The organism is Sphingobium sp. BYY-5 (assembly GCF_022758885.1).
Classification (GTDB): domain Bacteria; phylum Pseudomonadota; class Alphaproteobacteria; order Sphingomonadales; family Sphingomonadaceae; genus Sphingobium.
On record NZ_JALEBH010000002.1, the window covers coordinates 795,251 to 812,701 of the forward strand.

14 protein-coding genes are annotated in these 17,451 nt (G+C 59.5%); 9 read left to right on the forward strand and 5 right to left on the reverse strand.

From position 1 onward, the window contains the following. Positions 1-518: 518 nt before the first annotated feature. Complete coding sequence (locus tag MOK15_RS19595; protein ID WP_242933378.1) at positions 519-806, forward strand: addiction module antidote protein; 288 nt, start codon at positions 519-521, stop codon at positions 804-806. Here the strand turns inward: MOK15_RS19595 and MOK15_RS19600 are convergent. Then, complete coding sequence (locus MOK15_RS19600; protein WP_242933379.1) at positions 803-1,696, reverse strand: phage portal protein; 894 nt, start codon at positions 1,694-1,696, stop codon at positions 803-805. The genes MOK15_RS19595 and MOK15_RS19600 overlap by 4 nt on opposite strands. A 364-nt stretch (positions 1,697-2,060) precedes the next feature. Between MOK15_RS19600 and MOK15_RS19605 the strand changes: the two genes are divergently transcribed. Next, on the forward strand, positions 2,061-2,396 hold the full coding sequence (locus MOK15_RS19605) for a DUF6481 family protein (protein WP_242933380.1): 336 nt from the start codon (positions 2,061-2,063) through the stop codon (positions 2,394-2,396). A gap of 161 nt (positions 2,397-2,557) precedes the next feature. Next, a complete protein-coding gene (locus tag MOK15_RS19610; protein WP_347567236.1) occupies positions 2,558-3,220 on the forward strand; it encodes a spermidine synthase in 663 nt (220 codons plus the stop codon). A 174-nt stretch (positions 3,221-3,394) separates the two neighbouring features. Here the strand turns inward: MOK15_RS19610 and MOK15_RS19615 are convergent, their stop codons facing one another. After that, positions 3,395-3,724, reverse strand: a complete 330-nt coding sequence (locus MOK15_RS19615; RefSeq protein WP_242933381.1) for a hypothetical protein — start codon at positions 3,722-3,724, stop codon at positions 3,395-3,397. A gap of 382 nt (positions 3,725-4,106) precedes the next feature. Between MOK15_RS19615 and MOK15_RS19620 the strand changes: the two genes are divergently transcribed. The 5 genes from MOK15_RS19620 to MOK15_RS19640 all read left to right on the forward strand — a co-directional run bounded on the left by MOK15_RS19620 (position 4,107) and on the right by MOK15_RS19640 (position 12,965). Further along, positions 4,107-6,581 carry a TonB-dependent receptor gene (locus tag MOK15_RS19620; protein WP_242933382.1) on the forward strand — a complete coding sequence of 825 codons (2,475 nt, stop codon included), beginning with the start codon at positions 4,107-4,109 and terminating at the stop codon, positions 6,579-6,581. 723 nt (positions 6,582-7,304) lie between these two features. After that, positions 7,305-7,766 carry an RNA polymerase sigma factor gene (locus MOK15_RS19625; protein WP_242933383.1) on the forward strand — a complete coding sequence of 154 codons (462 nt, stop codon included), beginning with the start codon at positions 7,305-7,307 and terminating at the stop codon, positions 7,764-7,766. 7 nt (positions 7,767-7,773) lie between these two features. After that, the gene (locus tag MOK15_RS19630; protein ID WP_242933384.1) at positions 7,774-8,694 is read left to right on the forward strand and encodes a FecR domain-containing protein; all 921 of its coding nucleotides are present in this window, start codon (positions 7,774-7,776) and stop codon (positions 8,692-8,694) included. Between the two features lie 111 nt (positions 8,695-8,805). Continuing rightward, positions 8,806-11,325, forward strand: a complete 2,520-nt coding sequence (locus MOK15_RS19635) for a TonB-dependent receptor (RefSeq protein WP_242933385.1) — start codon at positions 8,806-8,808, stop codon at positions 11,323-11,325. Positions 11,326-11,345: 20 nt separating this feature from the next. After that, positions 11,346-12,965 carry an alkaline phosphatase D family protein gene (locus MOK15_RS19640; protein ID WP_242933386.1) on the forward strand — a complete coding sequence of 540 codons (1,620 nt, stop codon included), beginning with the start codon at positions 11,346-11,348 and terminating at the stop codon, positions 12,963-12,965. A 408-nt stretch (positions 12,966-13,373) separates the two neighbouring features. On the opposite strand, the gene MOK15_RS19645 is transcribed toward MOK15_RS19640, so the two are convergent. After that, positions 13,374-14,438, reverse strand: a complete 1,065-nt coding sequence (locus MOK15_RS19645) for a hypothetical protein (RefSeq protein ID WP_242933387.1) — start codon at positions 14,436-14,438, stop codon at positions 13,374-13,376. Between the two features lie 21 nt (positions 14,439-14,459). Continuing rightward, the gene (locus MOK15_RS19650; RefSeq protein WP_242933388.1) at positions 14,460-15,266 is read right to left on the reverse strand and encodes an SDR family NAD(P)-dependent oxidoreductase; all 807 of its coding nucleotides are present in this window, start codon (positions 15,264-15,266) and stop codon (positions 14,460-14,462) included. A 123-nt stretch (positions 15,267-15,389) separates the two neighbouring features. Here MOK15_RS19650 and MOK15_RS19655 point away from each other — a divergent pair, with 123 nt between their 5' ends. Beyond that, complete coding sequence (locus tag MOK15_RS19655) at positions 15,390-15,908, forward strand: hypothetical protein (protein WP_242933389.1); 519 nt, start codon at positions 15,390-15,392, stop codon at positions 15,906-15,908. Here MOK15_RS19655 and MOK15_RS19660 read toward each other — a convergent pair. Further along, on the reverse strand, positions 15,881-17,443 hold the full coding sequence (locus MOK15_RS19660; RefSeq protein WP_242930139.1) for an IS66 family transposase: 1,563 nt from the start codon (positions 17,441-17,443) through the stop codon (positions 15,881-15,883). The two genes, MOK15_RS19655 and MOK15_RS19660, sit on opposite strands and share 28 nt — an antisense overlap. Positions 17,444-17,451: the final 8 nt, after the last annotated feature.

Consider the following 17,451-nt stretch of genomic DNA (forward strand, 5'->3'; position numbering starts at 1 on the left):
AGGCAGGCGGAAAGCGGTATCCTCGCCACCGCCGCGATGATGACATGTGACGAGGACGATGCAGCCGCTTGCGCGTCTCCGGGGGCTTCCCAGGGGGAGCCCAGGTGATAACGAGGGCATTTCACGACGGTCGCGCAAGCGGCGCTGTAGCTGCATCAAAATGCATCAGCGTAGCTCAGCATTCGAGCCGACTTCGGCCTAGGACTTAGGCCGTCTCGCGGCGATAGCCGCCACTGCATCAAAACCGACATAAAAAGAGCGCGGGCGAGGCGGGGGAATAAGCGCGCGAAATGGGGGCGCAGCCCCGCCGTCCCACCGATGGTCCGGTTCGCCCTGGTCAACCGCGCGTCGGGCCAGCCCTTCGCACCATATGTCACTTAAATGTTGATACATCGCCCATCGTCACATATAAGTGACGACATAGAAACGATGCAGACTCCCGCCTTTGCCGAATGGTTCAGCGGCCCAGATACCCTAAACCGCCCTAGCGTTGATTGTACCAATTGGAGGAAATGGAGATGACTATCGAACTGACCCGCTCCGATGCGACAGAACATATCTCAGAGCCAGAGGATCAGGCCGCACTACTGGCCGACGCCCTTGCGTCCGGCGATGTTCATACGATCGCTGCCGCCATCGGCATCGTGGCCCGCGCACGCGGCATGACGGAATTGGCGAAGGAAACGGGCATCAAGCGCCAGGCTCTCTATCGCGCACTGAGCGTTGACGGAAATCCGACCCTGGAAACGATGCTAAAGGTGCTGCCCGCCCTGGGCCTGCGGATGAAGTTCGAAGCGGCGGCCTAAGCCGCCGCCTTCACCCGCTCGGCAAAGCGCACCACCTCGAACCCCAGCGCCTCGTTGAGTTCGAGGAAGACGGACTGCAACGGGCCGATCTCCAGTTCGAAGAAAGCGTCCGTGGCCTTGGTCACATCGCCAAAGCCGCCCGTATTGGCTGGGACGATGCCCAACAACTGCGGCGGCACTCTATGCGCGGCCAACACATCATCGCGCGTGGTATTCTTGATCCCCAGAAATTCGTCATTCGCGCCCACCTGGGCGATCGGCAACAACTTGATGCCATTTTCCTTGCCGTTAGGCGAATGGACGAACAGGTTACGGAAATTCCCTGGCCCCTTGGACTTTCTCAGCGCATTGCGCATCCCGTCCACGTCGCCGTCGGCAAACTCGCCGGTGGCATAGAGGATGTAGCCGGCATGGCTCCCATTCTCGAAATAGCGGCGGCGGAACAGGGTGGCGTTCTCATTGAGCAGCGCGGATTGCAGCGCTGAGAGATATTCGGGCAGACCATAGATTTCCTGATTGACGTCCGGGGCCATCAGATGATGGACCGTGCCCCGGTCAAATTCGCTTTCATTCTGGAACCCCGGCACCCACCAGAAACGGCCCGGCTCGACGCCGCGCCGCATATATTTGGCCAGGACATGGTCAAGCCGCATCACCCCGCCAAGCCGGTTGGAGATCGCCTGCACATAGGCATTTCCCATCACCAGATAGTCCTGCACCAATCCCGCAAAGGCTTTACGCGACAAATAGGGCGTTGGGTCCAGACTGGCCGCCAGCATGTTGCGTTTGAGGATGATCGCACTCGAATGATGGGGGGACGCGCGATAGGCGCGGGAGAGGCCACCGTCGCGCTCGCACGCCGATTGATGCGATGTCCCTGTTGTGCACAAACAAACGTCATATCTATGACACAGTAAGATTAGCTGTCTGGTTGCGATACATCATCCGCTTATCGTCCGACATCATCGGCCGCTTCGCACCGATCCCTTTGCTCGCAACAATCAAGGAAGGCTTCGGATTTTGAAATGCGGCCTTTGCTTTGATGATGAGCATCGACGGTATCCAGTTTAAGTAGGGTGGCGGTTTGAACGCACAAACGCTATGAGCGGTGCAATTCCTGAAACAGGAACGGGAGTGACCCGCATGTGCTCATTCGGCCTAGCCGGAGCGACGGGCTATTTTACGCAGCATTTATGGGTCGCCTTTTCACCATATCGATGGAGGCACCCCAGACAGAAGGGTTAGAAGACATTCATGCGAGGATATAAAGCGCCGGGCTTTCAGGACAGAACGACTGCGGCCCGCGACGCCAAGCAGAAAGCGCTGGACCAACTGCGCGACAAGCCTCCAATCGATCAAGCCGAGCAGGCGAAGCGCCAGGCAAACCGCCTCGCTAAGGAAACGGCTGCTCGGGAAAGACGGGAAGCCACCCTTCGTGACCGGGAAGCCGCAAAGCTGGCCAAGCGCGCAGAGACCCTGCAGCATACAACTGCGGTAGCCGAGGCGGCCCCCAAGACTGTTGCGCTCACCGATGCCGAACGCAAGGCCGCGCGTGACGCCCGTTATGCGGCTCGCAAAGCCCGCAAATGAGGCAGGTGACTATTCTCCTATAATGACGCCCGGCATTATCGACCGACAATTAAGGAACATTTCTGGACCAGATATACAATGCCGATAGGCAGGTAGAGCGCGCCAATCCAGGTCCATCCTTTTCCACCGATCCAAGTCAGGCAGACATCGCTGCTTCTGGCGTGTTGATCGACACCGCAGATATTCCCGGCGGCGGACAATTGCGCCTGTTGCAATATGGCGGCAATTTCTCGATCGAATTCGGTTTTGAAGAACTCATGGGCAGTTGCGACCATGTTTCAGAAGAAGCCTTGGCGAAGCTAACATGCGAACGCCTTTCCAACCGAGACGGCGACGTGCTGATCGGGGGGCTGGGAATGGGCTTCACCCTGGGCGCGGCGCTGGCGGCATGGTCACCTCGGTCATCCATCACGGTCGTGGAACTGGTGCCCAAGATACTGACCTGGGCGAAGGGTCCATTAGCGCACATCTTCCGCGATCATCTCGCAGATCCTCGCGTCATCATAGAAATCGATGACGTGCATGATGTAATTGCAAACTCAAAGGATCGCTTCGATGCCATCCTTCTTGACGTGGATAATGGGCCGGATGGGCTGATCCAGCTGGAGAATGAACGGCTTTATTCCGGTTGGGGGCTACGCTCTGCCCATACGGCTCTTCGGTGTGGAGGCATATTGGCAATCTGGTCCGCTTATCCGGCGGCTGATTTCGATCGCAGGCTGGAAGCAGTTGGGTTCGTTGTTGAAACACTGGAAATACCCGCCTTCATCGGCAGTAACGATGATGTCCACCATATTTGGTTCGCAACAAAACAAACCGAATGACGGCGGATTGGATCACGCCAGTACCGAAGAAAACGGTCATGCACGATCCATGTACGGCATTTAGCTGCTAATTTGTCGTTCCTAAGTGCTGACGGTCAGCTACTTGCTGTATGGGCTTTCCATCCATCGCTCGGCGCTTCGGCTTTATAGTGAAAGGCGGAAGAGAACTGCACCCTAAAGCCCTGCGACACCTTTCCGGCAAGTTACAGCCGGTCGGCCAGATGCCGTCAGGCAGTTCATGAATGCTGAACAATCGGTCGTGGAAAGGGAATAGATGGCAAAATTCTTGTCGACCGCGAGGGCCTCGATACTGTAATCTTCATGATACGTCGTCGCCATGAAGCGGCCGAACCGGTGGAGATAGCCACCCAGATTGGCGTGCAGCAGAGAGGAATAGATATAGACGAAACCGATACAGGCCTGCATCACCGAAGAGTAGAAGCCGAAGGTCAACAGCGGCGGCGATGTGAGGCTGCGCAGGGCGATGATTCCGAAGAAAGACATCTGCGCTCTCGCCGGCCAGTCCATTGATTTGGCCGAATGATGCTCGGCATGGAAACCCAGCGCAGACTAAGATTTACGGCCGTGACGCGCCAAACGCGTGGCGACCCCAGCCTGTGCTGGGTGACAATAGAATGGCAGGCAAACGAGGGCATTCCGCAACCCTCACAACCTATAGAACTTGGTAACGCGAGCTTAGATTTGCGTTTGGCCATGGTGTCCCGAAAGACGTCAGCCACTCCGTCCGGTGGGGGAAGGCTGTTGCGATTCCGTCACAAGTCCAACCTCAATTTGTATCCCTGGCGAACTTTTAATGGTTACGGCGCGTCGTCTTATGTAGAAGGGAGACGCCGGCCCGCGCCGGCGATAAAACAGGGGGAGAGAGATGATGCCTACATTGCGCAAGCGTGTAACCTTTTCCGCATCCGTCATTGCTCTTGCGGTTACGCAGCAGGTCTTCGCACAAGATAATAATGCAGCGACCAATAATAACGGGTTCGACGAAATCATCGTGACGGCGCAGAAGCGGGCGCAATCGCTTCAGGATGTCAGCGTGGCGGTTTCCGCCATCGGTGGTGAAGCCCTGGCCAATGCCGGGATCAACAATCTACAGGATATGCAGCAACTGGTGCCGGCGGTTACGTTCGGCAATGATTTCAACCAGGCCAAGATCTTCATTCGCGGCGTGGGTGCCAATACATCAACCACCGGCAGCAGTACCGGCGTGGCGCTGCATGTTGATGGCGCCTATGTCGCGCGGGCCGAAGCGCAACTGACGTCGCTGTTCGATGTCGAGCGCGTGGAAGTGCTGCGCGGGCCGCAAGGCAGTCTTTACGGCCGCAACGCCGTTGGCGGCTCTATCAACATCATCACCGCCAAGCCGACCGATGCTCTTACTGGTTATGTGCGCGCGAGTTACGGCAATTATGAAGCGCTGACCACCGAAGCCGCCATATCCGGCCCGATCGCTGACTGGCTGCGCCTGCGCGTCGCGGCCAAGAGCGAACTGCGCGATGGCTATGGCCGCGACCCCTTCAACGGCTGGGACGTTGACGACCTCAACCGCAAGATGGTGCGCGGGCAGGCGCATATCCTGTTTTCGGAGAAAGCGGACCTGTTGTTGTCGGCTGAATATTTCCGCCAGCGCGACAATAGCGGCGCGGTGCATTATTATGGAGACGCCTTTCCCGGCGTCGCCCGCCTGGCCCCGCTCGGCCCAGCCGGGATCGCCACCAACCCGCGCGATCTGGGCAGCGACGAGCCGCCATCGGTCAACACCAAGAGCCAGTCCTACACTGCGACTTTCAACTGGGAATTGAACGATGCCTTTTCCATCACCAACATCGCCAATTATCGCGATTTCAAGACGCAGCTAATTCAGGATCTGGATATTTCGGCGGTGGTGAACCAGTTGCCGACGGCTACCACCGTTCAGACGCGCACCATCAATGCCAAACAATGGAGCAATGAATTCCAGGTCAAATATGACAGCGACATCGTCAACGGCGTCGTCGGCCTTTATTATTTCGGCGAGCATCAGCGCCCGCGCGATCAGGTCGGACTGACATCCTCATACGGCATGGCGAGCAATATCGGCTTCCTTGCCACGCGGCCCACCATCATCGACGGCACGCCCGCAGCACCGGGATCGATCGACCTGGCCTATGCCGATTATCTGTGCGGCTTTGCCGATGGCGTTGCGCCCAATCGCGTCTGCCTGCGTTCGCGGTTGAATACGGAAGCATGGGCCGCCTTCGGCCAGCTCAATTTCGATCTGGAAAAGGCGATCGGCCTCAATAACCTGACCCTGAAACTGGGCGGCCGCTTCAGCCATGAGAAAGTGTCGACGGCCAATATGTCGGTCGTCATGACCGCCAACGCCAATCCGGCCACGGGGTCCGTCCTGGCCTATACCGATGCGCCCTATACGCAAGGCGGGACCTATCGGGAAAAGACGTTCAAGGATTTCACACCCGAAATCGGCCTGAACTGGCAGCCTAATGGCAACACCCTGCTTTATTACACCTATTCCGAAGGGTTCAAGGCGGGGTCAGGCGAAAATGCGGCGGGCAGTTCGACCATCGTGAAGCCGGAAAAGATGAAAAACCACGAAGTCGGCGCGAAGCTGGAATTGTTCGACCGCGTGCTGACCTTCAACGTTGCGGGCTATTGGTACAAGCTCAAGGATTTGCAGATCAACAAGACGATCGGCGGCGGTCCCACCGGTTACACGACGATCTTCGAAAATGCAGCGCGAACGGAGGCCAAGGGCGTCGAGATCGAATGGATGCTGCGGCCGATGCGCCGCGTTCGCCTCTCGGGCGGCGTCTCCTATACCGACAGCAAATATAAGGATTTCCTGACGCTCGATCCGTTGGATCCGCGCAACGTCGCACAGCCTGGGCAGCCGGCCTACAACCCGGTCACCAATCCCGACCCGACGGCCTATGGCGCACCCTGTCTGGACGGCAGCGCGAACGTCGGCGGTTGCCAGATCCAATTGGCCGGGAACCGGACCCGCAACTCGCCCAAATGGTCGTACAACCTCCATGGCGAAATAGATGTGATGGACGATAGCGGTTCGGGCACGCTGACCCTGACCGGCGATATGTCGGGCAAGAGCACCGTCTATTTCACCGAATTCAACCGTCTAAGCGAAGGCGCAAAAGCCTTTACCCTGTTCGATGCGGCGCTGCGATGGACCTCCGCTAAAGAGAATGTCACCGCTTCGTTGTGGATCAAGAATATAGCCGATACGCTGCGCGCCAGTTCAACTTTTGCCATTTCAACGGGCCGCGTCATCGGCGCGACCTGGCTGCCGCCGCGTACATATGGCGTGTCGCTGGGCTATCGCTACTAGGTAGAACGGAACGGATCTCGGCCCGATACTTGCCGAATGTTTTTTGGCAGGAGGCGGCCGGGATTTCGGTTTGGCAGGCGTTTTGTAAAGGAAAGGACACGCTGCTGGATGCTGGGGTGGTGAGGCAACATCCACCCCAGTGGATCTCATGGTCCACCCGAAGGCGCCTCTGGCGGAGGCAACCGGTCGGACGTAGCTGAGAGGAAGTAATGTGCCTACGGGACTTATAAATTTACCTTATTTCATTGATTTTATTTGAACAATTTGCTCACTTCCTACATGTACAGCTCAAGGAGATCCCGCGGGGAAAGTTTTCACTGCAATTCAGTACAAGTTCGAGTCTGGCAGACCATTTGGACGATGATTTTCGACCTGAAATGGCTATAGCGCCCAGAACATGTCTCGGCTTGGGTCGATCCATCATTGCCGCTGAGAGGCGACATTCTATTGCCAAGAGCAGACAGTTCACTCTCTCCTCAGAGCGTACATTCGACCCAATGTGTGGCCCAGAAAGTCGAACATCTCGTCCGGTACCTTGCAGAGATAAATCCTCCCCTCGCTCACGGTCAGCTCCTCCATGATCCTGCACATATGATCGGGCACCGCTTCAGCCGCCTCTGCCTCTGCTGTCGTACAACTGAAGCAATAGATGCCTAGTAGCCTGCGCCGCGACAGCAACGCAGCGGGGGACGGCGAGTGGCGAACTGGATGCCGGATGGATCTATGTGGAAGCGGCTGCGGCGGCAGGTTGGCAGGACTGTCGCTGCCCAGGATGTGGATGATCACCTCCAGTCGGCCTTCCTGAAATTTCAAAGCTATCAGGCCCGAAAGACGGTGCATAATCCGGAGGCATTCCTCGTGCGGGCGGCCGCCAACGATGCCATGGACGCCTATCGTTATAATCGCCGACGACCGACCGACAGCCATTATGAAGAGGTGGTGGCGATGCTGGCGGATACCACCCCGCTTGCTGACGAGGACCTGGTTATACGGCAGCGACTGGATCGTGTCCGTGAGGGAGTGGCCAAGTTGACGCCGCGTACTCGCGAGGTCTTTTTGTTGCACCGTCTTGAAGGTTTGAAATATCACGAGATTGCAAAGCGTCTTGCAATCAGCGAAAGCGCCGTCGAAAAACATGTTGCAAAGGCGGCCTTGTTCCTCGCCCAATGGGCGAAAGGCTGGTGAGGATGTAATGAAGGCTTCTCCATCGCAGCAAAAAGCCGAGGCGGAGGCAGCCGCGTGGCTGGCCCGATTGCATGGCAAACACGGAGCAGCCGATCTTGAAGCTTTCCAGTCATGGCGGGCCGATCCCGAACATGCAGCCGCCTTCGACCAGCTGACTGAGGTCTGGGACATGGCCGGCGGCTTGCGTCATGTGGATCTGGAGGTGGCCACCGCGGCCGAGAAGCAGATCAACCGCCGCACCGTTCTGCTTGGCGCGCTGGGCGGGTGCGTAGCGCTGGGCGGTTTTGCCGCGTGGCAATCGGCGCAGGCGACCGTCTATCGCACCGCGATTGGCGAGCAGCGCCGGATTCGACTACCGGATGGAAGCCGTCTGATCCTCGACACCGACAGCGAGGTACGAGCGCATGTCAGTGAGAGTCAGCGCCACATGGAGCTTCGCCGGGGGCAGGCCTATTTCGCCATCGTGCGGTCGAACCTGCCCTTCGTGGTGGAAGCGGGAGGACATGATATTTCGGCGAACGTGAGCGCCCTGAATATCCGGTGCGATGCGACCCAGGTTTCAATCACTCTGTTCGATGGCAAGGCGACCGTGCTGTCGCCGCAGGTCGCTCCCACGCAGCTGGAAGCGGGCGAGCGCCTCATTGCAAACGGGGAGAGGGCGCACCTCGATCGGCCAGACCTTGGCGATGCCGCCGCCTGGCAATCGGGCCGCGTGATCTTTCATGGTGACACGCTGGCCGCCGCAGTGGCGGAAATGAACCGCTATGGTTCCACGGAAATGCTGTTGGAGCCGGCCGTTGCGGGGCTTCAGATCAGCGGTTCCTATCGCACCGGCGACAGCCAGGCTTTTGCGCGATCAATCGCGACCCTCCTGCCTGTACGCGTGACCGCGCGGGCCGATAAACTGCTGCTGGGAACCAAAGGCTAAAAATTGAAAAAAGGGGTGGGGAAGAATCCACTCCAGGCGTCGGCATGATGGGGCGGTGATTGCGCCTGCAGTGTCGAGGTCTGTTTCATGTCTTCCAATTTGTTCGCAAAAATGCAGCGCACAGTGCTTTACAGCGGTATCTGCCTTGCGGCCTGTGCCGCCAGCAGCATGGCAAATGCTCGTACCGCCGCCGCCGCCATTCACCTTCCGGCTCAGTCGCTTGCCACCTCGCTGGAAGCGATTTCCAGCCAGATGGATATCAATATCCTCTTCACTCCCGATGTCGTGGCCGGTCGTCATGCTCCGGCGGTCGACGGCAGCATGACGGTGCAGGAGGCCGTGCGGCGCCTGCTCGTTGGCACCGGGCTGACCGCGATCCCGGATGCGGACGGTGGCTTCGTCATCCGCAAGGAGGAGGGGCGATCTTCCGACGTTTGGCAAGGGGCTGGCGGAGACATTATCGTGACCGCCCAGAAAGTCCAGCAGCGCGCCATGGATGTGCCAATCACGATCAGCGTCATGACGAAGGAGCGTATGGAACAGGTCGGCGTGTCCGACCTCGATGAGCTGTCCAACTATATTCCCGGACTTAACATTCAGGAGCAGAGCGCCAATAATCCGGGCATCGTGATCCGAGGCATCACGTCCGACAGCGGCTCCTCTCAGCAGGCCGCGCGTGTGACGCTTTATTATAATGGCGTCGACATCTCCCGCTCGCGCTCTGCCTATCAGGGCATTTACGACATGGAGCGGATCGAGGTGGTGAAGGGACCGCAGGCGACCCTGTTCGGCACCGCCTCCACTATCGGCGCGATCAGCATGATCTCCGCCAAGCCCAAGCCCGGTCTCTCCGGCGAAATGGGCGCTGGATATGGCAATTATGGCGCCTACAAACTGGGCGGATTCCTGAATGCCGGTTCGGATATATTGGCGGCGCGCGTCGCCTTTTCATGGGAAAAACGCGACGGTTACGTCCATAATCTCGACCCGGCGCAAGGGGATCTGTACGCGAAGAACCAATTGGGCGTTCGTGCCTCATTGCACTTCACGCCCAGCACGGACTTCACGGCCGATCTGGTCCTGACTTATGACCGTCAGCGCAACAGTGGCACGCCCTTCACCAACCTCCGCCTGCCGCCCGCGTCGATCCCCGGCAATCCCTACGGTAATGTGTGGCTGGGCGGTTCCCCCCTCGCCAGCCAGCGTCTGGAAGGCGACAAACTGGGCCTGACCCGCAATATCTATGACGTGAATTTCACCGCCAACTGGAAGTTCGCGGATGACTGGAACTTTACTACGGTCAACGGCTTCCGCCAGTTCGATTCCAACGAACTGTTTGATGCGGACGGATCGCGCGCCTGGTATCTGGAATTTGGCGAGAATGCCCGTGGCTGGCAGTTTAGCCATGAGGGTCGCTTCGCTTATCGCACCGACACGATCCGCGCGTCCTTCGGCTGGAATTATTTCTATGAGAAGAGCAACCAATATGTGCCCTTTTCCTCGGAAGAAGGCACGTTCATTCAGTGCTCGACGGGCCGTATCGCCGGTCTGGGCTGCATTAACAGCAATAATGTGGTGACGGCATCGCAGGCGACCAGCATCCTGACCGGCGGCCTCGCGACCAGCATCCCCTATTTCAGCTGGTTCAACAATCGCGGCATCAATCAGAGCTGGTCGGTCTTCGGCGAAACGACGTGGTTGCCAACCCCGGCCCTTGAACTGACGGCGGGTGTGCGTTTGCTAATCGAGAAGCGACGTTCCGGCTTTGGCGCCTATGCACCCAACAGCGTCTTGACCGGACGTCCGCTGATCCCCAGTCAAGTCAACACAAACGGTAATTATTTCTGGGCGGAAGATAGCTATCAGGCCACGCTTCCTCGCTTCAATGCGCTGTATCGCATCGATCCCAATATCAATCTCTATGCCACCATCTCCAAGGGTCGCCGTTCGCCCACGGTGAACGTCGATGCCGCCAGTGCGACGACCGCTCGCATCAATCCGATCGCGGCCGAGAATGTCTGGAACTATGAAGGCGGCATCAAGGGACGCGCGGGCATCATCTCCGGCTCGTTGGGCGTCTATTATCAGAAATATGATAATTTCCAGGTGAGCGTGCAGGACGGAACCGTCACCCGGACGGTCAGCGCCGGCACCGCCAGCAATCTGGGCGTCGAGGCCGAAGTACAGGTCACGCCGACCAGTTGGTTCAACCTGTTCGGCAATGTCGGCTATATCGACGGCGGCGTCGACAAAAAGGCCGCCAATGGCCGTTTTGCGGGCATGAAATTTCGTCTCCAGCCCGAATGGCAGGCAGCGGCAGGCTTTACCCTGAACGTGCCGGTGACGGAAGGCGTCAAGGCGTTCCTGACGCCCAGCGTGACCTATCGCAGCAAGATCTACTTCGAGATCCCGAATACCGAACTCATCAGCCAGGACAAGGTGACGCTGGTCAATGTGCGCGGCGGTGTCTCGCTGGCCGATGGACGTTACGAGGTCGCGGCCTACGCCCGCAACCTGTTCAACAAGCGCTATCTGCTCGACGCGGGCAATACGGGGGGCGCTTTCGGTTATCCGACCTTCATCCCTGCCGAGCCGCGCTTCTACGGCGTCCAGCTCACCGGCCGCTTCTAATCAGGCGAGGAACGCAAGACATGACCATCATTATGGACCGGCGCCTGCTGCTGAAAGCAGGTGCCTTCGGGCTGGCCGCGCTGGCGACGCCCGGCGTGGCGCAACTTCTGACGGCGCGGGGCTTTACCCATGGCGTCGCCAGCGGGGAGCCTTCCGCGAACTCGGTGCTGTTGTGGACGCGCTATGTCGGCAATGGCGATGTGCGCCTCACCTGCGAAGTTGCGGCGGATGAAAGCTTTACCCGGATCCTCGGCGGCGGAACCGTTGCCGCCGCCGCTGAACATGACCATTGTGCCAAGCTCGTCGTGAACGGGCTGACGCCGGACCGCTGGCTCTTCTACCGCTTCGTCGCGCCCGACGGCACGAAGAGCGCCATCGGCCGCACGCGCACTTTGCCCGATGGCGACACCGCCCGGTTCGGTATCGGCTTGTTCTCCTGCTCCAACATGCCCTTTGGCTGGTTCAACGCCTATGCCCATGCGGCGGCGCGCGACGATCTGGACCTCATGGTCCATGTCGGCGACTATCTCTATGAATATGGTCCCGGCAAATATCCGAAGATCGAAGTGCCCGGCCGTACCGTCCAGCCGGATCATGAAATGGTGACGCTGGCCGACTATCGCCTGCGTTACGCCTCCTACCGCTTCGACCCCGACCTCCTTCGCCTGCACCAGCGCTTTCCGATGCTGGCGCAGTGGGACGATCATGAATTCGCCAACGATAGCTGGCAAGGCGGCGCGGAAAATCATCAGCCGGAAACGGAGGGGGATTGGTCCGTGCGCAAGGCGGTGGCGGAGCGCGTCTATCGCGAATGGATGCCGGTGTCGGACAAGCGCTATGACAGCTACCAGATCGGTTCGCTGGCAACGCTGTTTCGCCCTGAAACGCGTATCACGGCTCGTTCCAAGCAGCTGGGGCTGGGAGAGGCGCTGGCAGGGAGAAGCGATATTGCCAAAGCCTTTGCCGATTTCCGGGATGGCCCCTGGAGTGCCGCCGATCGCACGCTGATGGGCGCGGAACAGGAAGCGTGGCTGTACCGGGGCTTTGAACGGTCGGTAAAGGCAGGCACGCGCTGGCAGGTTCTGGCGCAACAGATTGTCATGGGCAGCATTCGGGCGCCGGAAGCTGTTGCAGGCTGGACGTCCACCGGCTCCCCCCCGGAAGTCCGCAAGGCCATGATGGGTATTGTCGCGGCCTCGAAAGCCGGTCTGCCCTTCAACATGGACGCATGGGACGGCTATCCGGCGGCGCGCGAACGCCTGCTCCGCGCGGCGCGGGAGGCGGACAGCAACCTCATCGTTCTGTCCGGCGACAGCCATAATGCCTGGGCCAATAACCTCTCCACCGGGGGCCACGCGGCGGGTGTCGAATATGCCGGTCATGCCGTCACATCGCCCGGCTTCGAGACCTATCTGCCCAGCGTCGCCCCGGCCGATTTCGCCAGAGCCTTGCGCGAAACCAATCCGGATCTTCGCTATTCGGATACCAGCCGGAGAGGCTATGTCTCTCTTCAGATCTCGCCCGATCAGTTGCGAGGCGAGTTCCATTTCGTTCCGACCATTGCCGAACGGACGACGGTCGGCGTTACCAGCGATGGCCTGACCGTCCGTTGGGGAGAAAAGCGGTTCGCCGCCAGCTGAAAGGCATCTCCCGACCCTATCTCCGGTTATTTTACGGGCGGTTCGCGAGGCCATTTATGTCGTCGCTCCGGTATTGGCGGACCGCTCGTGTTTTAAAATCCTGAAGCAGTTTAGCCGTTTTCGTCCTCGATCCGCCTGTCTCTCGACGGACGCGCCGTGGCTGTCGGTGGAAAAGCTGCTTGGTCGCCGTGGCCCCTTCTTTGCCGTTCACAGGTAAATTTCGATACCCAGGTCCAGACGGTCAGCTATTTGCAACGCTTGCGACTGGGCCGCTTCCTGACCGGCAGGTTTCTGGTGCAAAAATCGGGAAGCCGCCGTTCGCCTGGTTCTCTATCGCCTTGACGGCAAGCGCCTCAAGCCAAGTCATTTCCGAGTTAGGCACCCACTCCTGAAACCTGGCCAGTGCAATCACTGCCGAACCAAGCCGCGCGGCTGTACGACACCGAAGTCTAGATGGGTAAGTACCCCTGGCTCCGCATCGCAGACCTGCGGCACGGCGGTGCACCCGACCAATCCGGTCCATTGAAGTCCAAGGAAGGGATGACGTCCATCCGCCTCCTTGCTCCCCATCAGATGGCACTCCAGAGGCGGATCGCCTTTGATCACTATACGATATTTGCTGTCGCCATTATCCCACCGTGGTTCGACGTCGTCGCCCATGGTCCAGTAAAAATGATAGACCACCAGCGGCGCGCCATCCACCCAAGCGGTCCATTCGTAATGCTGACCCGCAACCGTTCCTTTCCGAATGACGCCGTTCGGATAGGGTATATCCTTGGTCGCCGCAGCGACTTCGAGCCGCGTGGTCAACCTTTCCATCTTCTTCCCCAGTCCCTCGATTATCATGTTCATCGATCCCTGGAAGGCATAGGGCGCTTCGGGTGAGCGGCTCGGATTGGCGAGCAGTTCGTCCGGATCGCGGCCAAAACCCATCATCTCAATATAAACCATCGGGTTCCTGAGCTTGTCGACGATCTCGCTGACCTCGATGCGATCGATCCGGCTCATCAGCCGTGTCAGGGTGAGCGGCAGAAGGTCGCCGGAAAACCCCGGGTGGATGCCGCACCCGTGGTAGGAGGCGCGACCCTCCCGACAGGCTTCCTCGATCCTGTCGAATTGGTCGCGATAGCGATCCGTCGGGTTGAACGGACCCGCCGATGAAATCACGTTCGTTCCGGACCGCAGGAATCGGCAATAGACGTCAAGATCTTGCACCAGCCCGGCAAACAGAACGCAATCGGCCCCCATCGCGAAGAGCTGTTCCTCATCATTCGTCGCGACTACACCGGTTAGGGGAAGGTCAACCAGCTCCCCCGCATCCTTGCCAATCTTTTCTGGATTGGTGACGTAGACGCCGACCAGTTCGATCACCGGATTCTCGATGAAGTATTTGAGCGCTGTCTTGCCGACCGTACCAGTGGCCCACTGGATCACGCGATACTTCTTCTCAGCCATCTCGATATTTCCTCTCATTCCTGCAAAGCAAAGCTATGCTCAGTTCAGCCCGCGGACCTGCCCGCCGTCCACGCGATAGTTGGCGCCGGTGATGAAGCCCGACAGCGGACTGGCGAGCGTGCAGGCAATGATCGCCAAATCCTGGGGCGTTCCAAGCCGGCCGGCCGGGGGAAGGGCGAAGACCTTGTCGTCGGCCAAACGCTTAGTCACTTCGTCGATCGTCAAGTTGGGGTTGCCATATTTCTGACGTCCGAACCTGAGCAAGCCGTCCACCATAATGATGCCCGGCGACAATGTGTTGACGGTAATTCCGACACCCCTGAGCGCCCCGGCGAGGCTCACGGTGAAATTGTTTAGCGCGGCTTTAGCGCTGGAATAGTCCGCGCCCAGGTTGTTGGGCTGGACGGCCACGGCACTGGAAACGTTGATGATCCGTCCGAACCTGGCGGCCGTCATGTCCGACACGACAAGCTGGCACAGCCGCACAGATGCGAGCGCGTTTGCATGGTAATTCGAGATATAGTCCTGGGTGCTGATCTCGATCGGCGCCTTCGTGGTGTTGCCTGTGGAACTGCCCCCGGCATTGTTCACCAGGATTTCGATGTTCCCGCCCAGCGCAACGCACGCTTCGGCTTGCACAGCCGCAGCGGCCTCGTCGCTTGACAAGTCGCCCGTTGCGACGCCTACCGCCCCGATTTGGGCCGCGACATTTTCTGCTCTTTCCCTGTTGCGGCCATGGACCACAACCTTCACGCCCTCTTCGGCAAGCATCCGGGCAATCCCCTCGCCGATGCCACTGCTGCTGCCGGTGACCAGCGCGCGGCGGCCCTTCAGTTGCAAATCCATCACGACTCCTTTGCTGTTTCTGCGGATCATCTCGGCAACAAAGCAGCCGGCATGTGCATTGCTGACGTGAGCATTTTCGGGCAGAGGCGGGTCGACAGTAATTCCCATTTGGGGACATAGGCCATGGTGGGCACCGAAAATGCGGTCAGGCTGCTCGAGCCGTTGATAAGCGGCATAGTTGAGAACCCGCTATGGTCCACTTTTCTCAAGCGGTTACAGGATGCGAGCGGAGCTGATTATGTCAGCCTCGTCTTTCGGCCACTGCCACTCGGTCCTGAGCGGAACCGCGTCATCCATCTCTATTCGGGCCGGCCGTCGCCGCCGGTAGTATCACAGCTTTACCGCGACAGCCTGCATGTCAGCGACCCGATGCCGTACCGGGATATGACCGATGGCAAGGTCTATACGCTGGCCGAACTGCTGCGCTTTGGCGATCCCGGGCACGAGGAATATCGAAGCCGGCTTCTGGTGCCGAGCGGTATGAACGTGCTGCGGATGATGCGCGTGATCGAGCCAAGTGGGATTAGCGCCTGGCTGACCCTCTCCCGAAGCGAGGTCGAGTTTGATATGCGGGTCGAGCGGCTGATTAGTAAGCGGGGCCTGGAGGCCGCAGATCAGGCGGCTGCGGCGATCGGTTGCTGATCGGTCCGCCAGTTCCACGGCATGAGTTCATCCCAGCGGGTAGCAGGCCAGTTGCCAGCGATCCTGGCGATGACGTCGGCGATATAGGCCTGTGGTTCGAGGCCATTGAGTTTGGCGCTCTCGATGACGGAATAGATGGCAGCGGCGCGATCGCCGCCTGCTTTTGAACCTGCGAACAACCAGTTTTTGCGACCCAGGGCCACGCAGCGCATGGCGCGCTCGGCTATGTTGTTATCGATTTCCAGACGTCCATCATCGAGAAAGCGCGTCAGAGCGACCCAGCGCTTGCGACCATAGGCAATGGCCTTGGCCATCTCGGATTTGGGCGAAAGGCGGCGCAGGGCATCGTCGAGCGCCTGGCGCAGTTCGTCGATCAGCAGCTTGGTGCGGTCCTGTCGGCTTCGTCGTCGGATATCGGGCTGGTGGCCGCGAACCTCCGCCTCGATCTCATAGAGTTGGCCGATGCGTTCAAGCAGATCAGTGGTGAGCGGTGTCGGCTTGGTCGCATGAATGTCGAATATCTTGCGCCGGAAATGCGCCCAGCAGGCGACCTCGGTGACGCGGTTGGTGTCGTAGAGCTTGTCGTATCCGGCATAGCCGTCCGCCTGAAGATAGCCGGTGAAACTGGCCAGCTGCCGTTGGGGATGTGCGCCTGTCCGGTCGGTGGTGAACTCATACCAGACCAGCGGCGGGGTCATGGCACCGCAGCCCCGATCGTCGACGGCATAGGCCCAGAGCCTGCCGGTTGCCGTCTTGCCACGTCCCGGATCGAGCATGGGGACCGGTGTATCGTCGGTGTGGATCTTTGAAGCGGTCAGTCCGACCTCGCGGATGCGGTTGATGATCGGATCGAGCAGGACAGATGCCTGGCCGACCCAGCCTGCCAGCGTCGAGCGGTCGATCTCGATGCCCTGCGCGGCCATGATCTCGGCCTGGCGGTATAACGGAAGGTGATGGTCGAACTTGGAGACGACGACATGGGCCAGGGTGCCGAAGGTCGCCTTGCCCCGCGCTATCGCCTTCACCGGCGCGGGCGCCTGCACGATCTTCTCGCACGCCCGGCAGCTATATTTGGGGCGGATGGTCCGAACGACGCGCCACTGCACCGGCACGGCATCGAGCATCTCGTCGCTATCCTGCCCTAGCGGCCGCAGCGCGCCGCCGCAGTCGGGACAGGTGCAGTTACCCTGCTCGGGCTCGATCCGCTGCTCCTCGCGCGGCAGATGAGCTGGTAGCGTCCGAACCGGTGATGACCGATCGACGGCTACTGGATCGCCTCGACGCGCGGCGACGATGATGGCCTCGCCTTCGAGTTCTTCGAGCGCCAGCTCAAGCTGAGCGATCTGGGTATCGAGCTTCTCGGACGACTTGCCGAACTGCATCCGCTTGAGGCGCGCAATCTGCACGCGCAGCGTATCGATCAGGATGTCGCGGGCGGAAATATCGGCGTGGGCAGCTGCCAATGCAGCTTCAAGCTCGGCGATCCGAGCGTCTTTATCAGGGGTGGAAAGGCCTGCGTCCGACACCACGATCATATAGCAGA